A 20036-nucleotide genomic window follows, 5' to 3' on the forward strand; every position below is an offset into this window, starting at 1 on the left:
ATTGGTATTGGGCAGATTGCCTTGCGCGGCAACGCTGGAGCCTAAGCCTGCTAGTAGGAACAGGGTGAGTAGCCAACTGGCCACCCAATGCATGCTTTTGGTTGGGTAATTTTTCCCGTCATGGCGCGGAGCCAAGGTGACGTAACAGGCGAGGGCATTGGGGTGGAGGCCAAATGTGTTAGCCGGGGTTTGCTTATTCATGATAACTGATTTTTACATACGGTAGCAGTCGAAAAAGTGAAATGGATACTCGTTTGGCTGTCAGGCAGCCACCGTGACACGACTCATTGAAGCGCCGTCACGGACCGAGAGAAAAATGGGGTGGCACCAGTTGGAAGGACCCAGTTGGCCACGCACCTGCTAGGCAGGCCGACGAACGTGCAAGTGCTTAGGTCATAGCATTTGGGGATAAAAGTGGAACAATAAAAAAATAATTTATAGTGTTCAGATTGACAATCAACTGTTTAGCTGACCCGTCGAAAATAATGCAAACATACTCGTATAGGCAGGACCAGCATTGTACAGATGCGACGTTTTCAGGCGCTCCCAAACAGCGGGTCCGCGTCGCGGCCGTGCTGAAAAAAGGCGGCGGGTGTTTCCTCCGTGAAGCGCCGGAACTCCCGGATGAAATGGGCCTGGTCGAAGTACCCACAGGCCTGGGCCAGGTCATGCCAGTTGGTGTGGGGCTGCTCCTTCAGCAGCTCAAATACCCGGGCAAAGCGGCTAATCTCGGCGAAGAGCTTGGGCGAGACGCCCACCGCTTCGCGAAACCGGCGCTCGAGCTGCCGCCGGCTCAGGTGGGCCAGGCGGGCCAGCTCGTCGGCGTATACCTGCCCGCGCCGCTGCCGTAGGGCCGCCGCTACCACTTCCACCACCGGGGTGCCGGGGGTGGGCCGCACCGGTTGGGCCAGGAGCAGTTCCTCGGCGGCGGCCACGCGCTCGGCGGGGCTGGTAGCGGCCTGCACCCGGCGCGTGAGGGCCTCGCCAAACTGGCGCGGGGCACATGCCTGCTCCGGCCCCATGCTCGCCGCGGCGGCCATGGACATCCCCAGCAGCTGGTAGAACCCGGTGGGCTGAAACATGACCCCAAACAGACTGGCCGGCCGGGCGCAACGCAGGCTCAGGCGGTGGTCCGTGACCTGGCCCAGCATCCAGCCTTCTGTAATGCGCTGGCCGCTGGTGCTTTCGAAAACCACCGGCTGCTCGTGCTGGCCCAGCACCACAATTATCGACGGCTTGGGCGAGGGCAGCACCGCGTGCTGCCGGGGCGCAGCCGGGTTCGGCTCTTCGTAGGCCCAGTAGCACTCTACTATATTTTGCAGGGAAGCCGATGGAGTAAATTCCTGCCATACCATACACTTTCACCAGCAGTGCTACGGCTGAGCTTAGCAGGCCGCGGCGTAATTGAGTCCTTGAATATACATTGTATTAGTCAAATAAAAAATAGATATTATCAAAGTCTCGCACATAAGGAGATGGTTGTTACTCCTCATAGCTTTTCCGAGAGAAGCTGATTTTCAATACGCTCCCTTTTTGCCATTAAATACTTGTGGAACAATGATATATATGGGGCCTGCTGCGTGACAAGCCTAGTACACCCAGCACCTAAAGGCCAGTAAAGCAGTGCCTGCGCACCGCGCACCGCCAAGATTACCTGCAGTCCGTTTTACCCCTATCAATAATTTCTGAAACCGGCAATAAAAGGGCCGGCCGGCAGGCACACTGCTCAGGCTGACGGTTCATTCTAACTCAATTACCATTGGACGATGGCGGCCTGCAATCCTGGTGCGTCCCACCTGGCGCAGCTCAGCGTAGCCTGAGCCGGGACCTGGCTGGGGGCAGCCATCCATCGGGCTCCCGGATTGGGTGGGGCACCGCATGGCCCCCTGGCGCTTGGCTGCGGCGGCAGTACGTGCAAAGGGGCTTCCATCGAATGATGGAAGCCCCTGCTGCGTTTCACCCCTGCCCTTTTCCGCACTGGCTCAAGACGAGGTTCGGTGGGCTGGCAAAAACAAAAAAGCCGCCGGCAAATTGCCGGCGGCTTCTTAGACACTCCTTGCTACAGAATTACTTCTGTACGTGGAGACGGACCGATTTCACTTTGTTGCCGAGGGTCAGACGCATCATGTAGATGCCTTCTTCCAGGCCTTGGCCTACCACCACCTGATAGGTGTGGTTGGCTTCGCCCGTGCCTTCGGCTACGCGGCTCACCACGCGACCTACCATGTCGTAGATGGCGAGCGAGTAGTGCTCACCTTCGGCTACACGGAACTCAACCGTTGCCTTCTCTTTGAAGGGGTTCGGGTACACCACAATCTGGTCGGCCGAGTTAGCAGTCGACGAGCCATTGCTGCCGGTGCTGCTGAAGGACGAGCAGGCGTTGGTGATGAGCAGTTGCGTCGTGCACTCCTTGGTGCAGCCACGAGCATCGGTTACAAACAACCGATACGTATTCGCGGCCAAGCCCGTGAAGTTGTAGCTACCCGACGTAACCGGCGAAGTAGCAACTACTACACCCGTGGAGGCAACGCGGAGCTGATAGGTGTACGGAGCCGTACCGCCTACTGCGCTCACCGAAGCTTGTCCGGCGGTGCCGCTGCAGGCATTCACCGTGGCCGAGAACACGACACTCAGAGCCGATGCAGGCTGCGTGATGCTCACTGACGTGGCCGTAGCCGTGCAGTTGTTGGCATCGCGCACTGCGATGGCGTAGGTGCCGGGAGCCAGGCCGATGAACAGGCCCGTTGCGTTGCTAGCACCATCCAGCGTGAAGGTATAAGCCCCTGTACCACCGGTAGCAGTGAGTTGTACCTGGCCGTTGTTAGCACCGAAGCAAGTCACGTTCGTGGCCGTAGAGCTCAGCACGAGCTGCGTGGGCTGCGTGATAACAACTTGGCGCGTGGCCGTGCAGCCGTTGGCATCCCGTACCGTCACGTTGTAGGTGCCGGCGGTCAGGTTGCTGAACGTGTTGCTCGAGCCAAAGGCTCCGCTGCCCAACTGATAGCTGTAGGGAGCCGTGCCGCCCGTGGCCGTGATGACGAAGCTGCCCGTGTTGCCGCCGAAGCAGCTCACGTTCACCTGGGTCGAGGTCAGGGCGATGCTGGCGAAGGTGCTATTGATTTGGATAGCAGCGCAAGTGGCCGTGCAGCCGCGAGCGTCAACCACCAGCACATTGTAGACACCCGGAGCCAGGCCCGTGAAGATACCCGTGTTGTTGGTCAGCACCGTGCTGCCCATCGTCAACGAGTAAGTGTAGGGGCCCGTGCCACCCGTTGCGGTCAGTTGCGCTGAGCCGGTGGCGGTGGTGCAGTTGGCGTTCACCAGGTTCGAGAGCGTCACGCCCAGCACCGCTGGTTGCGAGATAACGACCGTAGTGGTAGCCGTGCAGCCGAAGGCACCCGTTACCGACGCCGTGTAAGTACCCGGGGCCAAGCCCGTGAACAGACCCGTACCATTGCTGGGACGGCCGGTGAGGGTGAAGACGAACGGACCCGTGCCCGTAGCCGAGAGCTGTACGCTGCCATTGTTCGAGCCAAAGCAGCTCACGTTGGTCACCGCATTGGTCAGCACAATTGGGCTGGGCGTACCGAGGATGGTCACGTTGGCGCGGGCTATGCAGCCGTTAGCATCACGTGCGGTCACCGTGTAGGTGCCAGGGGCCAGGCCCGCGAACACGCTGCTCGAGCTGAACGAGTAGCCGTCGAGAGAGAACTGGTAGCCACCAACCCCGCCCGTAGCGGTTACGGTGATGCTGCCGTTAGCTGCCGTGCAGATGGCGTTGCTTACCGAAGCGACGATAGCAACAGGAGCCAGTGGTTGCAAGATGGTCACCGCAGTGGTGCCCAGGCAGCCGTTGGCATCGCGCACCGTCACGTTGTAGGTGCCGGCGGTCAGGTTAGCAAACACGTTTGCCGAGCCGAAAGCACCGCCGTTTACCGATACCAGATAAGGAGCGGTACCACCCGTGGCCGATACGATGAAGTTGCCCGTGTTGGCGCCGAAGCAGCTCACGTTCACTTGCGTCGAAGTCACCAGGATGTTGGCGAAGATGCTGCGGATTTCGATAGCGGCACACGTAGCCGTGCAGCCGCGAGCGTCGGTTACGAGCACCTGATAGGTGCCAGCAGCCAAGCCCGAGAAGATACCGGTCGAGTTCGTCAGCACGAGGCTGCCGTTGGTCAACTGGTACGTGAACGGAGCCGTGCCGCCGGTAGCCGTCAGCTGAGCCGAGCCGGTAGCGGTGGTGCACGTAGCATTCACCAGGTTCGACAGCGTCAGCACGATGGGCGCCGGCTGCGCGATGGTCACCGAGCCCGTAGCCGTGCAGCCGAAGGCGCCGGTTACCGAGATGGGATAGGTACCAGCCGCCAGACCCGTGAACAGGCCCGTGCTGTTGCTCGGGCGGCCGTCGAGGGTGAAGGTGAAGGGACCCGTGCCCGTGGCCGTGAGCTGCACGCTGCCATTGGCTTCGCCGAAGCAACGTACCGGAGACACTACTGCCGAAGCGAGTACGATGGTGCTCGGCGTGCCCAGGATGGCCACGTTCGAGCGCGTCACGGTGCAGTTGCCAGCGTCGCGTACCGATACCGTGTAGGTACCAGCAGCCAGGCCGCTGAACACATTGCTCGTGCCGAAGCCGCCGTTGTCGAGAGCGTAGGTGTAGCCACCCTGGCCACCAGCAGCATTCACAGTGATGCTGCCGTTAGCACCGATGCAGGTAGCATTGATTACATCTACCGTGGGGATGCCCAGCACAATAACCGGCTGCGTGATAACAATCTGACGCGTGGCCGTGCAGCCGTTGGCGTCGCGAACAATCACGTTGTAGGTGCCAGCTACCAGGTTGCTAAAGATGTTGCCGCTGCCGAAGCCGCCGCCGTTCACCGAGTAGCTATAGGGAGCCGTACCACCCGTGGCCGTGATTGCGAAGCTGCCGGTATTCAGGCCGGTGCAGTTCACGTTCACTTGCGTCGAGGTCAGGACGATGTTGGCGAAGATGCTGTTGATTTGGATGGCGGCGCAAGTGGCCGTGCAGCCGCGAGCATCCGTTACCAAGACAGCATAAGTGCCAGCAGCCAGCCCAGTGAAGATGCCGGTGGTGTTGGTAATCACCGTGCTACCCGAAGTCAGCGTGTAGGTGTAAGGACCCGTGCCGCCGGTGGCGGTCAGTTGAGCTGAGCCGGTAGCCGTGGTGCAGGTGCCGTTCACCAGGTTGGAGAGCGTCACCACCAGTTGAGCGGGCTGCGTGATGGCCACCGAGCCGGTAGCCACGCAGCCGTTGGCATCGCGCACGGCGATGGGGTAGGTGCCGGGAGCCAGGCCGATGAACAGGCCCGAAGCGTTGCTGACACCGTCCAGGGTGAAGGTGTAAGCACCCGTACCACCGGTAGCGGAGAGCTGAACCCGACCGTTGTTAGCGCCGAAGCAGGTCACGTTGGTCACCGCATTGGCAAGCACCACCTGCGTGGGCTGGCCAACCACTACCGTACCCGAAGCGGTGCAGCCGTTGGCGTCACGCACCAGGATGGGGTACGTGCCAGCGGCTACGTCCGTAAACAAGCCCGTGCTGTTGGAAGCGCGGCCGTCGAAGGTGAACGTGTAGGGAGCCGTGCCGCCTACTGCCGTCAGCTGTACCCGGCCCGTTGCCGTGCCGAAGCAGGTAGCGTTGAGGACGGAAGGCGTGAGGGCAATGATGGACGGTACACCCAGGATTTGGATAGCAGCGCACGTGGCCGTGCAGCCGCGAGCATCCGTTACCAGAACCGCATACGTGCCAGCCACGAGGCCGGAGAAGATGCCGGTCGTGTTGCTAATCACCGTCGCGCCGTTGGTCAGCGTGTAGGTGTAGGGACCCGTGCCGCCCGTGGCGGTCAGCTGAGCCGAACCGGTAGCCGCCGTGCAGTTGGCATTCACCAGGTTGGAGAGCGTCACCACCAGTTGAGCAGGTTGCGAGATAACCACCGAGCCGGTAGCCACGCAGCCGAAGGCGCCGGTTACCGATACGGGGTACGTGCCCGCGGCCAGGCCCGTGAACAGGCCCGTGCTGTTGCTCGGGCGGCCGTCGAGGGTGAAGACATACGGACCAGCGCCGCCGCTAGCGGCCAATTGAACGCTGCCGTTGGCTTCGCCGAAGCAGCGAACCGGAGTTACAGCCGAAGCCAGCACCAGCGCGCTGGGCGAGCCCAGGATGGAAACGCCGCTCTGGGTTACGATGCAGCCATTGGCGTCGCGGACGGTGACGGTGTACGTGCCAGCAGCCAGACCAGTGAACACGTTTCCGGGAACGAATGCCGCCCCATTAAGCGAGTATTGGTAGGGAGCCGTGCCGCCCGTGGCGGTTACGGTGATGCTGCCATTGGCAGCAATGCAGATGGCGTTAGTTGGCACTACAGTAGTAATGGCCAGCGCCGTCAGCGGCTGCGTGATGGTCACCGAAGTGTTGCCCAGGCAGCCGTTAGCGTCGCGCACCGTCACAATGTAGAAGCCGGCCAGCAGGTTGCGGAAGCCGTTGAACTCCGCGAAGGGCGTACCGTTCACCGAGTACTGATAGGGAGCCGTGCCGCCCGTGGCCGAGATAACGAAGTTGCCCGTAGCCGTGCCGAAGCAGGTTACGTTTTGCTGCGTCGTGGTCACCACGATGTTGGCGAAGATGCTGTTGATTTGGATGGCGGCACACGTGGCCGTGCAGCCGCGGGCATCCGTTACCAAGACAGCATACGTGCCCGCAGCCAGGCCGGAGAAGATGCCGGTGGTGTTGGTAATTACCGTGCTACCCGCAGTCAGCGTGTAGGTGTAAGGACCCGTGCCACCGGTTGCGGTCAGTTGAGCTGAGCCGGTAGCCGTGGTGCAGGTGCCGTTCACCAGGTTGGAGAGCGTCACCACCAGTTGAGCAGGTTGCGAGATAACCACCGAGCCGGTAGCCACGCAGCCGAAGGCGCCCGTTACCGAGATGGGATAGGTACCAGCGGCCAGGCCCGTGAACAGGCCCGTGCTGTTGCTCGGGCGGCCGTCAAGGGTGAAGACATACGGACCAGCGCCGCCGCTAGCGGCCAATTGAACGCTGCCGTTGGCTTCGCCGAAGCAGCGAACCGGAGTCACCACCGAAGTGAGGACAATTGGGCTGGGTGCGCCCAGGATGGTGACAGTGGAGCTGGTTACGACGCAGGCGCTGGCGTCCCGGACCGATACAGTGTAGTTGCCGGCAGCCAGGCCGGTAAATACGTTGCTCGAGCCGAAAGCACCACCGTTGATGGCGTACTGGAACCCACCGGCCCCGCCGGTAGCGGTTACGGTAATGCTGCCATTAGCAGCCGTGCAGATAGCGTTGGAAGGAACGGCCGTGGCAATGGCCAGGGCGGTCAGCGGCTGGGTGATGGTCACCGTGGTGGTGCCCAAGCAGCCGTTTATGTCCCGTGCCGTAGCGTTGTACGTGCCAGCAATCAGGCCGCTGAACGTGTTGCTCGAGCCGAAGGCCGAACCGTTCACCGAGTACTGATAGGGAGCTGCGCCACCCGTGGCCGTAACCGTGAAGCTGCCCGTGTTCGTGCCGAAGCAGTTCACGTTCGTTTGCGTCGAGGTCAGGACGATGTTGGCGAAGATGCTGTTGATTTGGATGGCAGCGCAAGTGGCCGTGCAGCCGCGAGCATCCGTCACCAGAACCGCATAAGTGCCAGCAGCCAAACCAGTGAAGATGCCGGTCGTGCTCGTTACCACCGTGCTGCCCATGCTCAATTGATACACATAGGGAGCCGTGCCGCCGCTAGCGCTCAGCGTAGCCGAGCCCGTGGCGGTAGTGCAGGTGCCGTTCACCAGGTTCGAGAGCGTTACAACCAGTGCAGCAGGCTGTGCTACCACGCGCGTTACGGCGGCCGAGAGGCAGCCGTTGGCGTCGCGGGCCACGATGCTGTAGGTGCCCGCGCCCACTACCCGGCTGGGGCCGTCGAAGGCGTCGCCGTTGAAGGAGAACTGGTAAGCGCCCGTGCCGCCCACGGCCGAGGCCGTCAGCGTCGTCGTGCCGCCGAAGCAGTTGATGACGGGCGTGTTAGCCGAGGCCACCACTTGCGCGGGCTGCGTGATTACGATTTGACTCGAAACCGTGCAGAGGTTGGCATCGCGCACTACCACGCTGTAAGAGCCAGCGGGGAGCGAGATGGAGCCGGAAGCTACCGGAGCCGGAACGAACTGCGCGCCGTTGACCGAAACCTGGTAAGGAGGCGTACCCCCCGTGATAGCACCAGTTAGGGTAGCCGAACCACCGAAGCATCTGATGCCGGTGGCGGTGAACGTACCCGTCAGAGCAGCCGGCTGCGTGATAACAACAGAAGCGCCCGTGGCGATGCAGCCATTGGCGTCACGTACCGACGTGGTGTAGGTGCCAGCTGCCAGACCGGTGAAGATACCGGTGGTGTTGGAAGGCAGCGCATCCAGCGTGTAGGTGTAGGGAGCCGTGCCGCCTACTGCCGTCAGCCGAACGCTGCCAGTAGCCGTGCCGAAGCAGCTCACGTTTACCTGCTGGCTAGAACCCAGCGAGATGATGGCCGGCGTGCCCAGGATGGTCACGTTGCCCAGCACGAAAGTGCAGCCCCGGGCATCCGTTACCGAAGCGGGGTACACACCAGCAGGCAGGCCGGCGAACACACCGGTCGAGTTGGTGGGCAGGCCGTCCAGGGCGTAGGTGTAGGGAGCCGTGCCGCCGGTAGCGGCCAGGGTAATAGAGCCGTTGCTGGCGCTGCAGGTGGCGTTCACCACGCTAGCCGTGGCCAGGGAAAGGGCCGCTACTGGCTGCGTGATAACCACCACGGCCGAAGCCGTGCAGCCGTTGGCGTCGCGCACCGAAGCGGCGTACGTGCCAGCGGCCAGGTCAACAAACAAGCCCGTGCTGTTTGGGGTCCGGCTGCCTAAGGTGAAGGTGAAGGGAGCCGTGCCGCCCACTGCCACCAACTGCACCCGGCCCGTGGCCGTGCCGAAGCAGTTCACATTGACCAGCTGCGTGGAGGTGAGCGAGGTAATGGCGGGGGTGCTGTTGATTTGGATGGCAGCGCAGGTAGCGGTGCAGCCGCGAGCGTCGGTTACGAGTACCTGATAGGTGCCAGCAGCCAGACCCGAGAAGATACCCGTCGTGTTGCTAATCACCGTAGCGCCCGAAGTGAGCGTGTAAGTGAACGGAGCCGTGCCACCGGTAGCCGTCAGCGTGGCCGTGCCATTCGAAGCGCTGCAGGTAGCATTCGCCAGGTTCGACAGGGTCAGGGTAATGGCAGCGGGCTGCGTGATGATGACCGCCGTGCCGGTGGCCGTGCAGCCGTTGGCATCGCGCACCGAAATGGGGTACGTGCCCGGCGCCAGGCCGGTGAAAATACCGGTGGTGTTGGTGGGCAGGCCATCCAGCGTGAAGGTGAAGGGAGCCGTGCCACCCGTGGCCGTGAGCCGAACGCTGCCGTTGGCGGCGCCGAAGCAAGTCACGTTAACCTGCGTGGAAGAGAGCAGGGTAATGGGCGGCGAGGTGTTGATTTGGATAGCGGCGCAAGTGGCCGTGCAGCCGCGCGCATCGGTTACCAATACCTGGTAGAGGCCAGCGCCCAGGCCGGTGAAGACACCGGTGGTGTTGGTGAACACCGTGCTGCCTGAAGTCAGCCGGAAGGTGTAGGGAGCCGTGCCGCCGCTAGCGCCCAGCGTGGCCGAGCCCGTGGTGGTGCAGGTCGCATTTACCACGTTCGAGAGCGTCAGCGCAATCGCAGCGGGCTGCGTAACATTCACCGTGCCAGTGGCCGTGCAGCCGTTGGCGTCCCGCACCGAGATGGGGTATGTGCCGGCGGCTACGTCTACAAACAGGCCCGTGGTGTTGGTGGGCCGGCCGTCGAAGGTGAACGTGTAGGGAGCCGTGCCGCCGGTAGCCACCAGCTGCACCCGGCCCGTAGCCGTGCCGAAGCAGTTGGCTGGGGTTACCGTGGGAGTCAGGGCAATGACGGCCGCTGTGCCAGTGATTTGGATGGCAGCGCAGGTAGCGGTGCAGCCGTTGGCATCGCGCACCAGCACCTGGTAGGTGCCGGGCAGCAGGCCAGTGAAGGCACCGGTTGAGCTAGTCAGCACCGTGGCGCCGTTGGTCAGCGTGAAGGTGTAGGGAGCCGTGCCGCCGGTAGCGCTCAGCGTGGCCGAGCCGTTGTTGGTGCAGGTGGCATTCACCACGTTCGAGAGCGCCAAAACGATGTTGCTGCCGGGCACGCCCAGCACGGAAACGTTGGTGCGGGTAACCGAGCAGCCGCTGGCGTCACGAACGGTGACGGTGTAGGTGCCTGGAGCCAGGCCGGTGAAGACGTTGCTCGTGCCAAACGAGCCGCTGCCCAGCTGGTACGTGTAGGGAGCCGTGCCGCCCGTGGCCGTTACCGTGATGCTACCCGCTGCCGTGCAGCTGGAGTTGGTGGCCGCGGCCGTGGTGATGCCCAAGGACACCAGCGGCTGGCTGATGGTGAGCTGGCGAACCGCCGTGCAGCCGTTGGCGGCCGTGACGCGGACGCTGTAGGTGCCGGCGGCCAGGTTCGAGAACGTGCCCGAAGCCTGCGCGGTGCCGTAGGTGCCCACCGTACCACCGGTCACGGTAGCCAGGGCGTACATGAAGCCCGAGCCACCGGTAGCGGCAATGGTGAAGCTACCCGTGCTGCCGCCCGTGCAACCCACGTTGGTGATGCTGGGGGTGCCCAGCGCCACGGTGCAGCAGCTCAGCAGCGTGCTGACGTGCCCCTCGTCGTAGGCCTCGTTGATGGCCGTGAGGATGGTGTTGAGCTGCGAAAGCGTGTACTGGGTAGAGCACCCGCCGTACACGTTGTTGGCGATAACCAGCAGCTGGTTCACGGTCAAACCAGCAAAGGTGCCCGTCGTGATGACGGCACCTCCCAGGTTGGTGGACGAAAAGTGAACCGACAGCGTTAGGGACGCCAGCTGGCCCGCAAACTCGCTGGAATAGCTATGGCCCGGGTTTATGTAATTCTGGGTCAGGGCGCCGGGGTTGCTGCCCGAGGGCAAAAAGGCGGTGACCGCCGCCGCAGTAGTCAGGGTAAGGGTGTGGCCACCGGCGCCTGTGCACCCAATGACGAGGCCACTGGGGAAGGCACTGGCGAAGCGGGTCTGCACCAGGGTACCCGGGTTGCTCCCGTGGGCCGGCGAGCCGTAGCCGCCCTGCGTGTAGGTCACAAACCCGCAATTGACTTGGGCCAGCACGTTGGAGCTAAAGCCCGCCAGCAGCAGCAGCGTGAGCAGCCAGCTGACGACCCAATGGGCCCCTCCGGGTGGGTTTTTTGTCCCGCCCGGCCGGGATGTGACGAAGCCATAACACCCGACTGTATCGGAGTTATGGCCACGTATGTGAAAAGAGGATTGATTACTCATGATAACATGTTTTACATAAAGAATGGTTAGGGGTGAAGTGAACATGTTTGGCTGCCTGGCAGCCACCGTGACACGACTCAACTAAGCGTCGAACCCGGACCGAGAAGGAAATGTGGCGGCGGTATTTGGAAGGACCATCTGGCCACGTGCCTGGCAACCCAGGCGGTTGAAACGTGCATCATTTATGTCATATAGGAGTAGAATTAGGGTGGAAAATGCAGGCAAAGGCCTCCCGCGGTTGTTTTTGACAACCAGTGCGTTAAAGCGAGACCCAGAATTTTAATAAAGATTAACTTATAACAATACTGCGCATTGTACAAATGCGACACATGCCCCTAGCGGCCCCAAAAAACCCGATTAATTTCGCGGGATTGCTGAAAAAAAGCAGTTGGGGTTTCCTCCGTGAAGCGCCGGAACTCCCGGATGAAGTGGGCCTGGTCGAAGTAGCCGCAGGCGTGGGTCACGTCCTGCCAGTTGGCATCGGGCTGCTCCTTCAACAGCTGAAATACCTGCGCGAAGCGGCTGATTTCGGCAAAAAGCTTGGGCGAAACGCCCACCGCTTCCCGAAACCGGCGCTCGAGCTGCCGCCGGCTCAGGTGGGCCAGGCGGGCCAGCTCATCAACACACACTTGCCCGCGCCGCTGCCGCAGGGCTTTGGCCACTTCTTCGATGGCGGGGGTGGCGCGGCGGCGGCTCAATTGGGCCAGAAGCAGCTCTTCGGCGGCGGCCACGCACTCGGCGGGGCTGGTAGCGGCCTGCACCCGGCGCGTGAGGGCCTCGCCAAACTGCCGCGGGGCACATTCCTGCTCCGTCCCCATGCTCGCCGCCACCACGATGGACATGCCGAACAGCTGGTAAAACCCGGTGGGCTGAAACATGACCCCAAACAGGCTGGCCGGCCGGGCGCAGCGCAGGTTGAGCCGGTGGTCGGTGACCTGGCCCAGCATCCAGCTTTCCTCAATGCATTCGCCGTTGGCGCCCTCACAGGTCACCGGGTGGTTGGGCTTGCCCAGCACCACGATAATAGAGGGCTTGGGCGAGGGCAGAACGGGGTGAAGCAGCGGCGTAGCCGAGCCGGCCTCTTCGAAATTCCAATAGCACTCTACTATGTTTTGCAGCGAGGCTGCTGGAGTAAATTCTTCACATTCCATAGAATATTGGCTGTAGTGCTACGGCGGGGTAAGTGCGGCCGATGCGTGAGTACGTTTCTGAAGATAGATTCGATTAATCGTATTTAAAGTAAATATTGTTACAAACTCGTCCATGAGTAATTATTCTATTCTCGACTTGGTTATTGCCTGCCGGATTGATACTCAATGCAATAACAAAATTTTACAACTCACTGAAAAACAGTAAGTTTATATAGATTGTACTATATAAAACAACGCTATATCTGCCCTTGAGTTTTAGCTCAAACCGTAGTTTAAAGAAGCTTTTAGCCCGGTGTATGGTCGAGGTTCCAATGCTTGCGTTTTTTTTGAGCCGGAAAGACTTTGCGGATTTGAGATATTTTTTTTCTGCGGCCCCAAGCACGGTTCAGGTTACTGCCTACCCGGGCAAGCAAAATTGAATTATCGCCGACCCATCAAACCACAACCGTACACTTCCCCGGCCCGGGGCCGGTTAGCTGAGGTGTATCCTTTGGCAATTGCACCGCCCGTTGGTTCGCAGGGCCGGGTTTCTGGTCACGAAAAAGCGGCCGGGCATTTCTTCCAGATATCCGGGAGGAGGCGCCGACCGCCCGCATGCTTTATTCCCAGCCTGGCCGCCAGCCGTGCCCGGCCACCGTCCCTCCTGCCCCATGCCATTTCAGCCCAACTGCGCCCTGGTACTACGTGCGTTTTGGTATCGGCACTGCTGAGGCTGCGGCTAGTAGAGGGCCGGTGTACCTACTGAGTACAAGGCATCGATGAGCATCCGGAGTGAGTTAAACTTATTGTCGATAACATGCTAATTTCAAACGCATAAATGCGTAAATTGAGCGAAGAGAGGCCCTCCCGCTTGGAGGCACGCAACGCAGCAGGTTATTCGGGGCAATCTGCTGTTCTAAAGGGATATATAATTTTCATCGTCGGGCTGAGCCCGTTTGTTTTCCACCTTTATTTCATTTTCACTTCCATGGATACGCAGGATACCCCAGACCCCTCCGCGCCGACGCCACTGGCCAGCCACCAAGACGCCCAAGCCCCCCACCAAGAGCTCGCCGCCCCGGCTCCAGCCGCGGCCGCCAGCCCCGCTCCAGCCGCCGCTGATGCCACGCCCGCGCCGCCGGCAGCAGCCGCGCCCGCCGCGGCTGCCGGCCCCACTCCCGTTGCCGCCGCTCCTGCTCAAAACCCCGCCGCTGCGCCCGCTCCCGCGCCACTAGCAGCCGCTGCTCCTGCCCCCATCGCCGCCGCCAGCCCCGCTCCGGTGGCGGTCGTAATCACCGCTCCGGCTGCGGCCATGCCTACCCAAGCGGCGGCCGCCAGCCCGGCTCCTATGGCGGCGACAAACCCCCAGACGCCCGCCGAAAGCCCAACGAAGCTCACGTTTTCTATCCCGATAGAAATATCCGTGAGCACCCCGCTCCAACCGGCCAGCCACCCCACCAATCGCGCGCCGGCCCCCACCGCCCCCGCCAGTCCCGCCACTGAAAAAGGCGCTATCGGATTCCAGTATGCGGCCAGCCACAGCACCGCCCCCACCACTCCGGCCCAGCCCACCCAATTGAACGAACAGGCCCCGGAAGCCCACGAAACTGCTCCCGCGCCTGCCCACCAAGCGCCCCCGCTCCCCCTGGATTAACCAGCCGACAATGCCCCGGCCCTAAACACAAAAAAGGCCTGCATCGGGTGATGCAGGCCTTTTTTGTGTTCGAAAAGTGCCCCGCTACCACCGCCAGCCCAATTGCGCCCCGGCATACCAGCTGCGGCCCGGCGCCGGCTGAAAATAGCGGCCGCCGAACGCATTCAAATCATTGCCCAGGCTGTATTTGCGGTTGGTGGCGTTGTCGAGGCCGGCGTAAATGTTGGTTTCGAGCCGGCCCCAGGTGCGCCGCCAGCCGCCCCGCGCCCCAAACACCCAATAGCCCGGCGCCTCCTCGGTATTGGCATCGTTGAGCACCACACGGGCCTGGTGGCTTAGGTTGGGGTTGAGGTAAAAGCCGGTGGCATGGCTGAAATCAAGCCCGGCGCTGAGGGTGTGCGGCGTGGTGCCGGTGAGGCGGTTGCCGTGCAAGTCCCGCCCGCTGCTGGGGTAGCTGCCGAAGCGGAAGTTGTTGTAGGCGTAGCTGGCCCAGGCCCGCAGGCCGGAGGGGGCCGTGCCCGGGCCGGGCGCCGCCGGGGCCGCTTGCCACAGCCAGCCGCTCAGCGCCGCTTCTAGGCCCCGCTGGTGGGTGCTGCCGGTGTTGCGGAACACAACGGTGCCCTGGTCGGTGGTGCTGCTCACCACGGTTTGGCGCAGCTCCAGGTCAAAGGCCGTCAGCTCATATACCAGCCGATTGGCGAAGAAATTACCCCGCGCGCCCAGCTCGTAGCTGGTGCCGCGCTCGGCCTGCAGCTCGCCGTTCAGGCTGGCATCGGAGGGCCGAATTTCCTCTATCGTGGGCGGCGAAAAGCCGGTGCTGACGCTGGCATAAACCGATAAAGTGGGGCTGAATTCCTTGAGCAGCGCCACGCGGGGCGACACTTCGGGCCGGAAATCGCGGCTAAACCGGTACTCCGTGGGGCGCGTGGCGGCATTGCTCACCCGTGCAATGCCGTAGTGTAGCCGGTTGTAGCTCGCGGCCACGGTCAGGAGCCAATCGGCAGGCAGCGCGTAGTCGGCCTGGGCAAAAACAAAGCCCGTGGCGGTCGTGATTTCGTCGTCGTAGCGTAGCGCACCGGGCGTGCCGGCATTGTTTTGGTAGCTGCGGCCGCTGGCAAAGCTACCCTGCCACTCGCCCCCGCCCTGCAGCCGCAGCACCCGCCCGGCCAGCGCCGTGCGGTAGCTCAGGGCCGTGCGGCCGCCCAGGCCCAGGGCCGTATTGCGCTCATAGTCTACCAAATACGGCGTGCGTATGGCCGTGCCGCTGCCATAGAGCGTGGTTAGCAAATCCAGCTGCTCGGTAAAGCGGTAATCGTGCGTGAGGCCCAGCAGGCCCGTGCGCGAGGCGTAGAAAGCCTGCTGGGCCACGGTGCCGGGGGCGGTGGCCGTGCCCGGCCGCGCCTGCCGCGGGTCGGCCGCGTACTGGGCCCGCGTGAGGCCGCCGGGCAGCTGGTAGTTGATGTCGGTATAGAGCAGATGGGCCGCCAGCGTGGTTTTGGTCGAGGCCACGGTGTGGGCATCCAGCGTAAAAACGTCGCGCCGCAGGGCACTTTGCACCCGGTAGCCATCCAGCTCCTGGTGCGCGTATTGGGCCCGCACGCTGCTGGTGGCACTGCCGGTTTCGGCGATAATCGTGCTGCGGCGCAGGCCGTAGCTGCCCACCGTGGCCCCGGCCGCTACCCGGCTGGTGCCCGCCGCCACCTCCGGCGTACTGAACAGTGCCACGCCGCCTGTGCCCGCGCCGTACACGCTGCCGGCGGGTCCTTTCAGCACTTCCAGCCGCCCGATAATGGCGGGGTCGAGCAAATTCAGGGGCGTGCTGCCGCTGGCTTCGGTGTACGGGATGCCGTTGTAGTACACCTTCACGTTGCGCACCCCAAAGGGTGAGCGCAGCGTGCTGCCCCGAATACTGAGCCGGTAGCTGGCCGTGGCCCGCTCCTCCAGCCGCACGCCGGGCAGCGTATTTACGGCCTGCGTGAGGGCCGTGGGGCTGAATTGCTCAATTGTGCGGGCCTCAAGCACGCCCACGGCCGCCGCGGTGCGGCGTAACGGCAGGCGCTGGCCGTAGCCCGTCACGGTGGCCTCGGGCAGGGCCACGGCGCGGGCGGTATCAGCGGGCTGGGTTTGGGCAAAAGCGCGCGGCTGGGGCAGCAACAGCGCCAAAAGCAACAGGTAACGAACAGGCATGAACGACAACGAAAGTAAGACCACGCAGACCGGCAGAGCCCGCAAATTGTTGCCGGACGCCGGGGTTTCAGCCCAATTTTCTGCGGGCCGGGCAGCTGCAAAGGTGCTCATTTCGCAGCCGATTGGGGAGTGCACCGCCCGCCACCACTCCTTATAATAATATGGAGTAAAATCAGTAAATTACGGATACCAGTGCGTTGTTCCGGCTGCCCGGCAGCCGGGCGGCAAAACGAAAGAAATCTGCTGGTGTCCCGGCTATGTTTTATCAGGTGTTTGCTCCCTGCCAGCCGCTGGCCCCGTTTATCGACAGCTACTACGTGCTGGAGGGCAACCCCTGGGAGGGCTACCAGCGGGTGAAGCTGACGCCCAGCGGAACCAGCGGCCTAGTGGTGCAATACGGCGACCGACTACAGCTCGAAAATGACCACCACCGGAACGAATTGCTAAGCGAAAGCTTCGTTTTTGGCCAGCTTCGGAAGTATGTGTTTCTTGAAGCTTGCGGTGGGCTAAAGGTGCTGGGGGTTCATTTTAAGCCCACCGGCTTCTACCGCCTTTTCGGCATACCGATGGCTCCCTACACCGACCGGGCCGTGGATGCCGAACTGGTGCTGGGCGGCGGCGCCACTTACCTGGCCGGCCGGGTGTGCGACGCCGGCGAGGCCGCAGCGCGGGTGGCCGTGGTGGAAGAATTCCTGATGCGCTTCCTGGGCAAAGGCCCGGCAGTCGAATCCATTATCGACCAGGCTGTGCAGCTTATTCTAAGCGCGCGGGGCAATCTGTCCATCTGCGGGCTGGCCCAATCCCTGCGGGTGGGCTGCCGCACACTGGAGCGCAAGTTCAGGGCCGAAGTGGGCATTTTGCCCAAGCTGTTTGCCAGCATCATTCGCTTCAACGCCATGCTGCGGGTCCGGCAAACGGCCCACAACTCCTGGCTCGACGCCGCTTACGCGGGCGGCTACTGCGACCAGTCGCACCTGATTCGGCAGGTCAAGCTCTTTTGCGGAGAGGCTCCGTCGCAGCTGCTTACCGGCGACACCGACGACCTCCCCACGCTGATTCAGCACAGTTACCACCACCATTTATCTGGCTTTTAATCAGCTGGGTACGCAGTGAGCGGCCCGCATTTGGCTGTCACTTTTGTCCAATGTAAAGCAGGGGCCCGCGGCTAAATTAGGGAAAGACTTTTCCTTCCACGGGCGCTTAGGTGCCGCTTTCCCGCTACTGCTATGATAGCCGAAGAAACCATTTCGCAACTCGCAACTGACCTGCGCGGCCGGTTAATCGAGCCCCACCACGCCGAGTACGATGCCAGCCGTCGCGTGCACAACGGCATGATACACAAGCACCCGGCCGGCATTGCCTACTGCGCCGACGTGGCCGACGTGATTACGTGTGTGAACTACGCCCGCGAGCACCACCTGCTGGTGGCGGTGCGCGGCGGCGGGCACAGCGCCGCCGGCATGGGCCTGTGCGACGACGGCCTGGTGATTGACTTGTCGCAGCTCAACGGCGTGTACGTCGACCCCGACACCCGAACCGTGCGGGTGGAGGGCGGCTGCACCCTGGGCCAGCTCGACCACGTGGCGCACGCCTTCGGGGCGGTGGTGCCCAGCGGCATCATCTCGACGACCGGCGTGGGCGGCATCACGCTGGGCGGCGGGCTAGGCTACTTCACCCGCCAGTGCGGCCTCTCGATTGACAATTTACTGGAAGCCAACGTGGTACTGGCCAACGGCCGACTGGTAAAGGCTTCGGCCGAGGAAAACGCCGACCTGTTTTGGGCCCTGCGCGGGGGCGGCGGCAATTTCGGCATCGTCACGTCCTTCCTGTTTCGGTCGCACCCCATCAGCACGGTGTATGCCGGGCCCATGCTCTGGGAGCTGAGCGATGCCCCCGCCCTGATGCGCTGGTACCAGGACTTCATCAAAACGGCCGCAGACGACGTGAACGGCTTTTTGGCCTTCCTGACCGTGCCGCCCGGCCCGCCCTTCCCCGAGCACCTGCATATGAAAAAGATGGTGGGCATCGTGTGGAACTACACCGGCCCGCCCGATTGGGCCGACGCCACCTTTGCGCCCATCCGGCAGGCCTTCCCGCCGGCCCTCGACCTGGTGGGCCCCCTGCCCGTGCCCGTCCTGCAGAGCATGTTCGATGGGCTGGTGCCGCCAGGCTACCAATATTACTGGAAGGCCGATTTTGTGAATGAACTCAGCGACGAGGCCATCGACATTCACCTGCGTTTTGCCGAAATGCTGCCCACTCCGCTGTCCACTATGCACCTGTACCCCATCAACGGCGCAGCTGCCCGCGTGGCCCCCGACGCCACGGCCTGGGCCTACCGCCACGCCACGTGGTCGATGGTGATTTTGGGCAGCGACCCCGACCCGGCCAATAACGACAAGTTGATTTCGTGGGCCAAAGAGTACTGGCAGGCGCTGCACCCATATAGCGCCGGCGGCGCCTACAGCAACTTCATGATGGACGAAGGCACCGACCGCGTGCAGGCCACCTACGGCAGCCACTACCCGCGCCTGGTGGCCATTAAAACCAAGTACGACCCCCAGAATCTGTTTCGGGTAAACCAGAACATTGTGCCCTCGAGCGAAGGCTAGACCTGGCCTGCACTGCCACCCGCACAGCCCACCGCTCCCGCTGGGGAACGGTGGGCTGTTTTATACGTTTTATTTCACGAGGCTCAAGTAGAGAGGCAAAATATTGCGTCTCCTTGGTTGCACCGTGCGCACGTTGTCGTCCAGATGGAAGACGCAAAGTGTTGCGCCTCTACATTCGTTTTGGCGCATTGCTTCACCACAAGACGCGAACTCACTGCTTTATTTCGGCCATGAACTTGTACCTACCCCGCCGCTACCGCCGCCAGCTGCTATTTCCGCCGGGCCTGCTGGCGCTGGCGGGGCTGCTGTGGCTGGGATGCGTCGCTATTGGGTCGTGGCAAGAAAAGTTGAGCAGGAAATCGGTGGTACCGTTAACGATGCCGGCTCTAAATCTGCAGGACGACTTTCCAACCAATCCTCCTAACCCAATAAAATGGTCGAGGCAAAGACTGGACTCATTTCGCAGATGGCGGGACGTCACCCTGAATGGCCATCAGGGTATTGATGCTACTTCAAAACAGCAGCTTTTAGCGGCAGTAGCTGGCTTGGAAGCTAACTCCGCAAACGATGATGGATTGCGTGTTTCTTTTAGCTCCTCTGCTACTTATGCTGAATTTGTGCTCGTTTTGGACCTAATGAGTCAGTACAACATCAAGAAATACTGGTTCGACATTGTACACACGCCCATAACCTTTTACGCGATAACAGTGCGGCCCGTGGTTGGTGAAAAGAAAAACACTTTTCCACTGGGACAATGCGTGCGTTACATCGAATTACCACGCTTCGCTCCTCCCTTGTATCATTCCACCTCTTATTTATTGCGCTTTGATAATTGGGTGACTGATTTATGGAATCCAAAGCCACCCTACAAAGCAGAAAATTATCCGTACGGGCCATCTTATATAGAACCAATCTTTAGCCCAGAGCGAGAATACCTGTGGAAGGTATTCCAGCAATGGCGTGAAATTTTAATTTCTTTTCACCAACCTCAATGGGGGATTCCATTCGCTTTGTTGATTTATTTGACAGCAAGCAACTGCTTGCAACTGAAGCGTCATTTGCAACACCGCTAAA

8 protein-coding genes are annotated in these 20036 nt (G+C 61.9%); 4 read left to right on the forward strand and 4 right to left on the reverse strand.

The window, feature by feature from the left end; translation table 11 throughout:
- Nucleotides 1–536: 536 nt before the first annotated feature.
- The 3 genes from AUC43_RS17930 to AUC43_RS17940 all read right to left on the reverse strand — a co-directional run bounded on the left by AUC43_RS17930 (nt 537) and on the right by AUC43_RS17940 (nt 12530).
- Entirely contained in the window at nt 537–1355 is an 819-nt protein-coding gene (locus AUC43_RS17930; protein WP_068196888.1) for an AraC family transcriptional regulator, read from the reverse strand.
- 712 nt (nt 1356–2067) lie between these two features.
- Nucleotides 2068–11379 carry a T9SS type A sorting domain-containing protein gene (locus AUC43_RS20705; RefSeq protein ID WP_199243476.1) on the reverse strand — a complete coding sequence of 3104 codons (9312 nt, stop codon included), beginning with the start codon at nt 11377–11379 and terminating at the stop codon, nt 2068–2070.
- A 335-nt stretch (nt 11380–11714) separates the two neighbouring features.
- Nucleotides 11715–12530, reverse strand: coding sequence for a helix-turn-helix domain-containing protein (locus AUC43_RS17940; RefSeq protein WP_068196892.1), 816 nt, complete (start codon nt 12528–12530; stop codon nt 11715–11717).
- A gap of 967 nt (nt 12531–13497) precedes the next feature.
- Between AUC43_RS17940 and AUC43_RS21340 the strand changes: the two genes are divergently transcribed.
- Nucleotides 13498–14163 carry a hypothetical protein gene (locus AUC43_RS21340; RefSeq protein WP_199243477.1) on the forward strand — a complete coding sequence of 222 codons (666 nt, stop codon included), beginning with the start codon at nt 13498–13500 and terminating at the stop codon, nt 14161–14163.
- A gap of 84 nt (nt 14164–14247) precedes the next feature.
- On the opposite strand, the gene AUC43_RS17950 is transcribed toward AUC43_RS21340, so the two are convergent.
- The gene (locus tag AUC43_RS17950) at nt 14248–16350 is read right to left on the reverse strand and encodes a TonB-dependent receptor family protein (RefSeq protein ID WP_071886130.1); all 2103 of its coding nucleotides are present in this window, start codon (nt 16348–16350) and stop codon (nt 14248–14250) included.
- A gap of 269 nt (nt 16351–16619) precedes the next feature.
- On the opposite strand from AUC43_RS17950, the gene AUC43_RS17955 reads away from it, so the two are divergent.
- The 3 genes from AUC43_RS17955 to AUC43_RS21125 all read left to right on the forward strand — a co-directional run bounded on the left by AUC43_RS17955 (nt 16620) and on the right by AUC43_RS21125 (nt 20035).
- On the forward strand, nt 16620–17444 hold the full coding sequence (locus tag AUC43_RS17955; protein WP_157781161.1) for a helix-turn-helix domain-containing protein: 825 nt from the start codon (nt 16620–16622) through the stop codon (nt 17442–17444).
- 132 nt (nt 17445–17576) lie between these two features.
- Nucleotides 17577–18962, forward strand: coding sequence for an FAD-binding oxidoreductase (locus AUC43_RS17960; protein ID WP_068196904.1), 1386 nt, complete (start codon nt 17577–17579; stop codon nt 18960–18962).
- A 230-nt stretch (nt 18963–19192) separates the two neighbouring features.
- The gene (locus AUC43_RS21125) at nt 19193–20035 is read left to right on the forward strand and encodes a hypothetical protein (protein ID WP_157781162.1); all 843 of its coding nucleotides are present in this window, start codon (nt 19193–19195) and stop codon (nt 20033–20035) included.
- The last annotated feature ends 1 nt before the right edge of the window (nt 20036 follow it).

It is taken from the genome of Hymenobacter sedentarius (assembly GCF_001507645.1).
GTDB classification, from domain to species: Bacteria; Bacteroidota; Bacteroidia; order Cytophagales; family Hymenobacteraceae; genus Hymenobacter; species Hymenobacter sedentarius.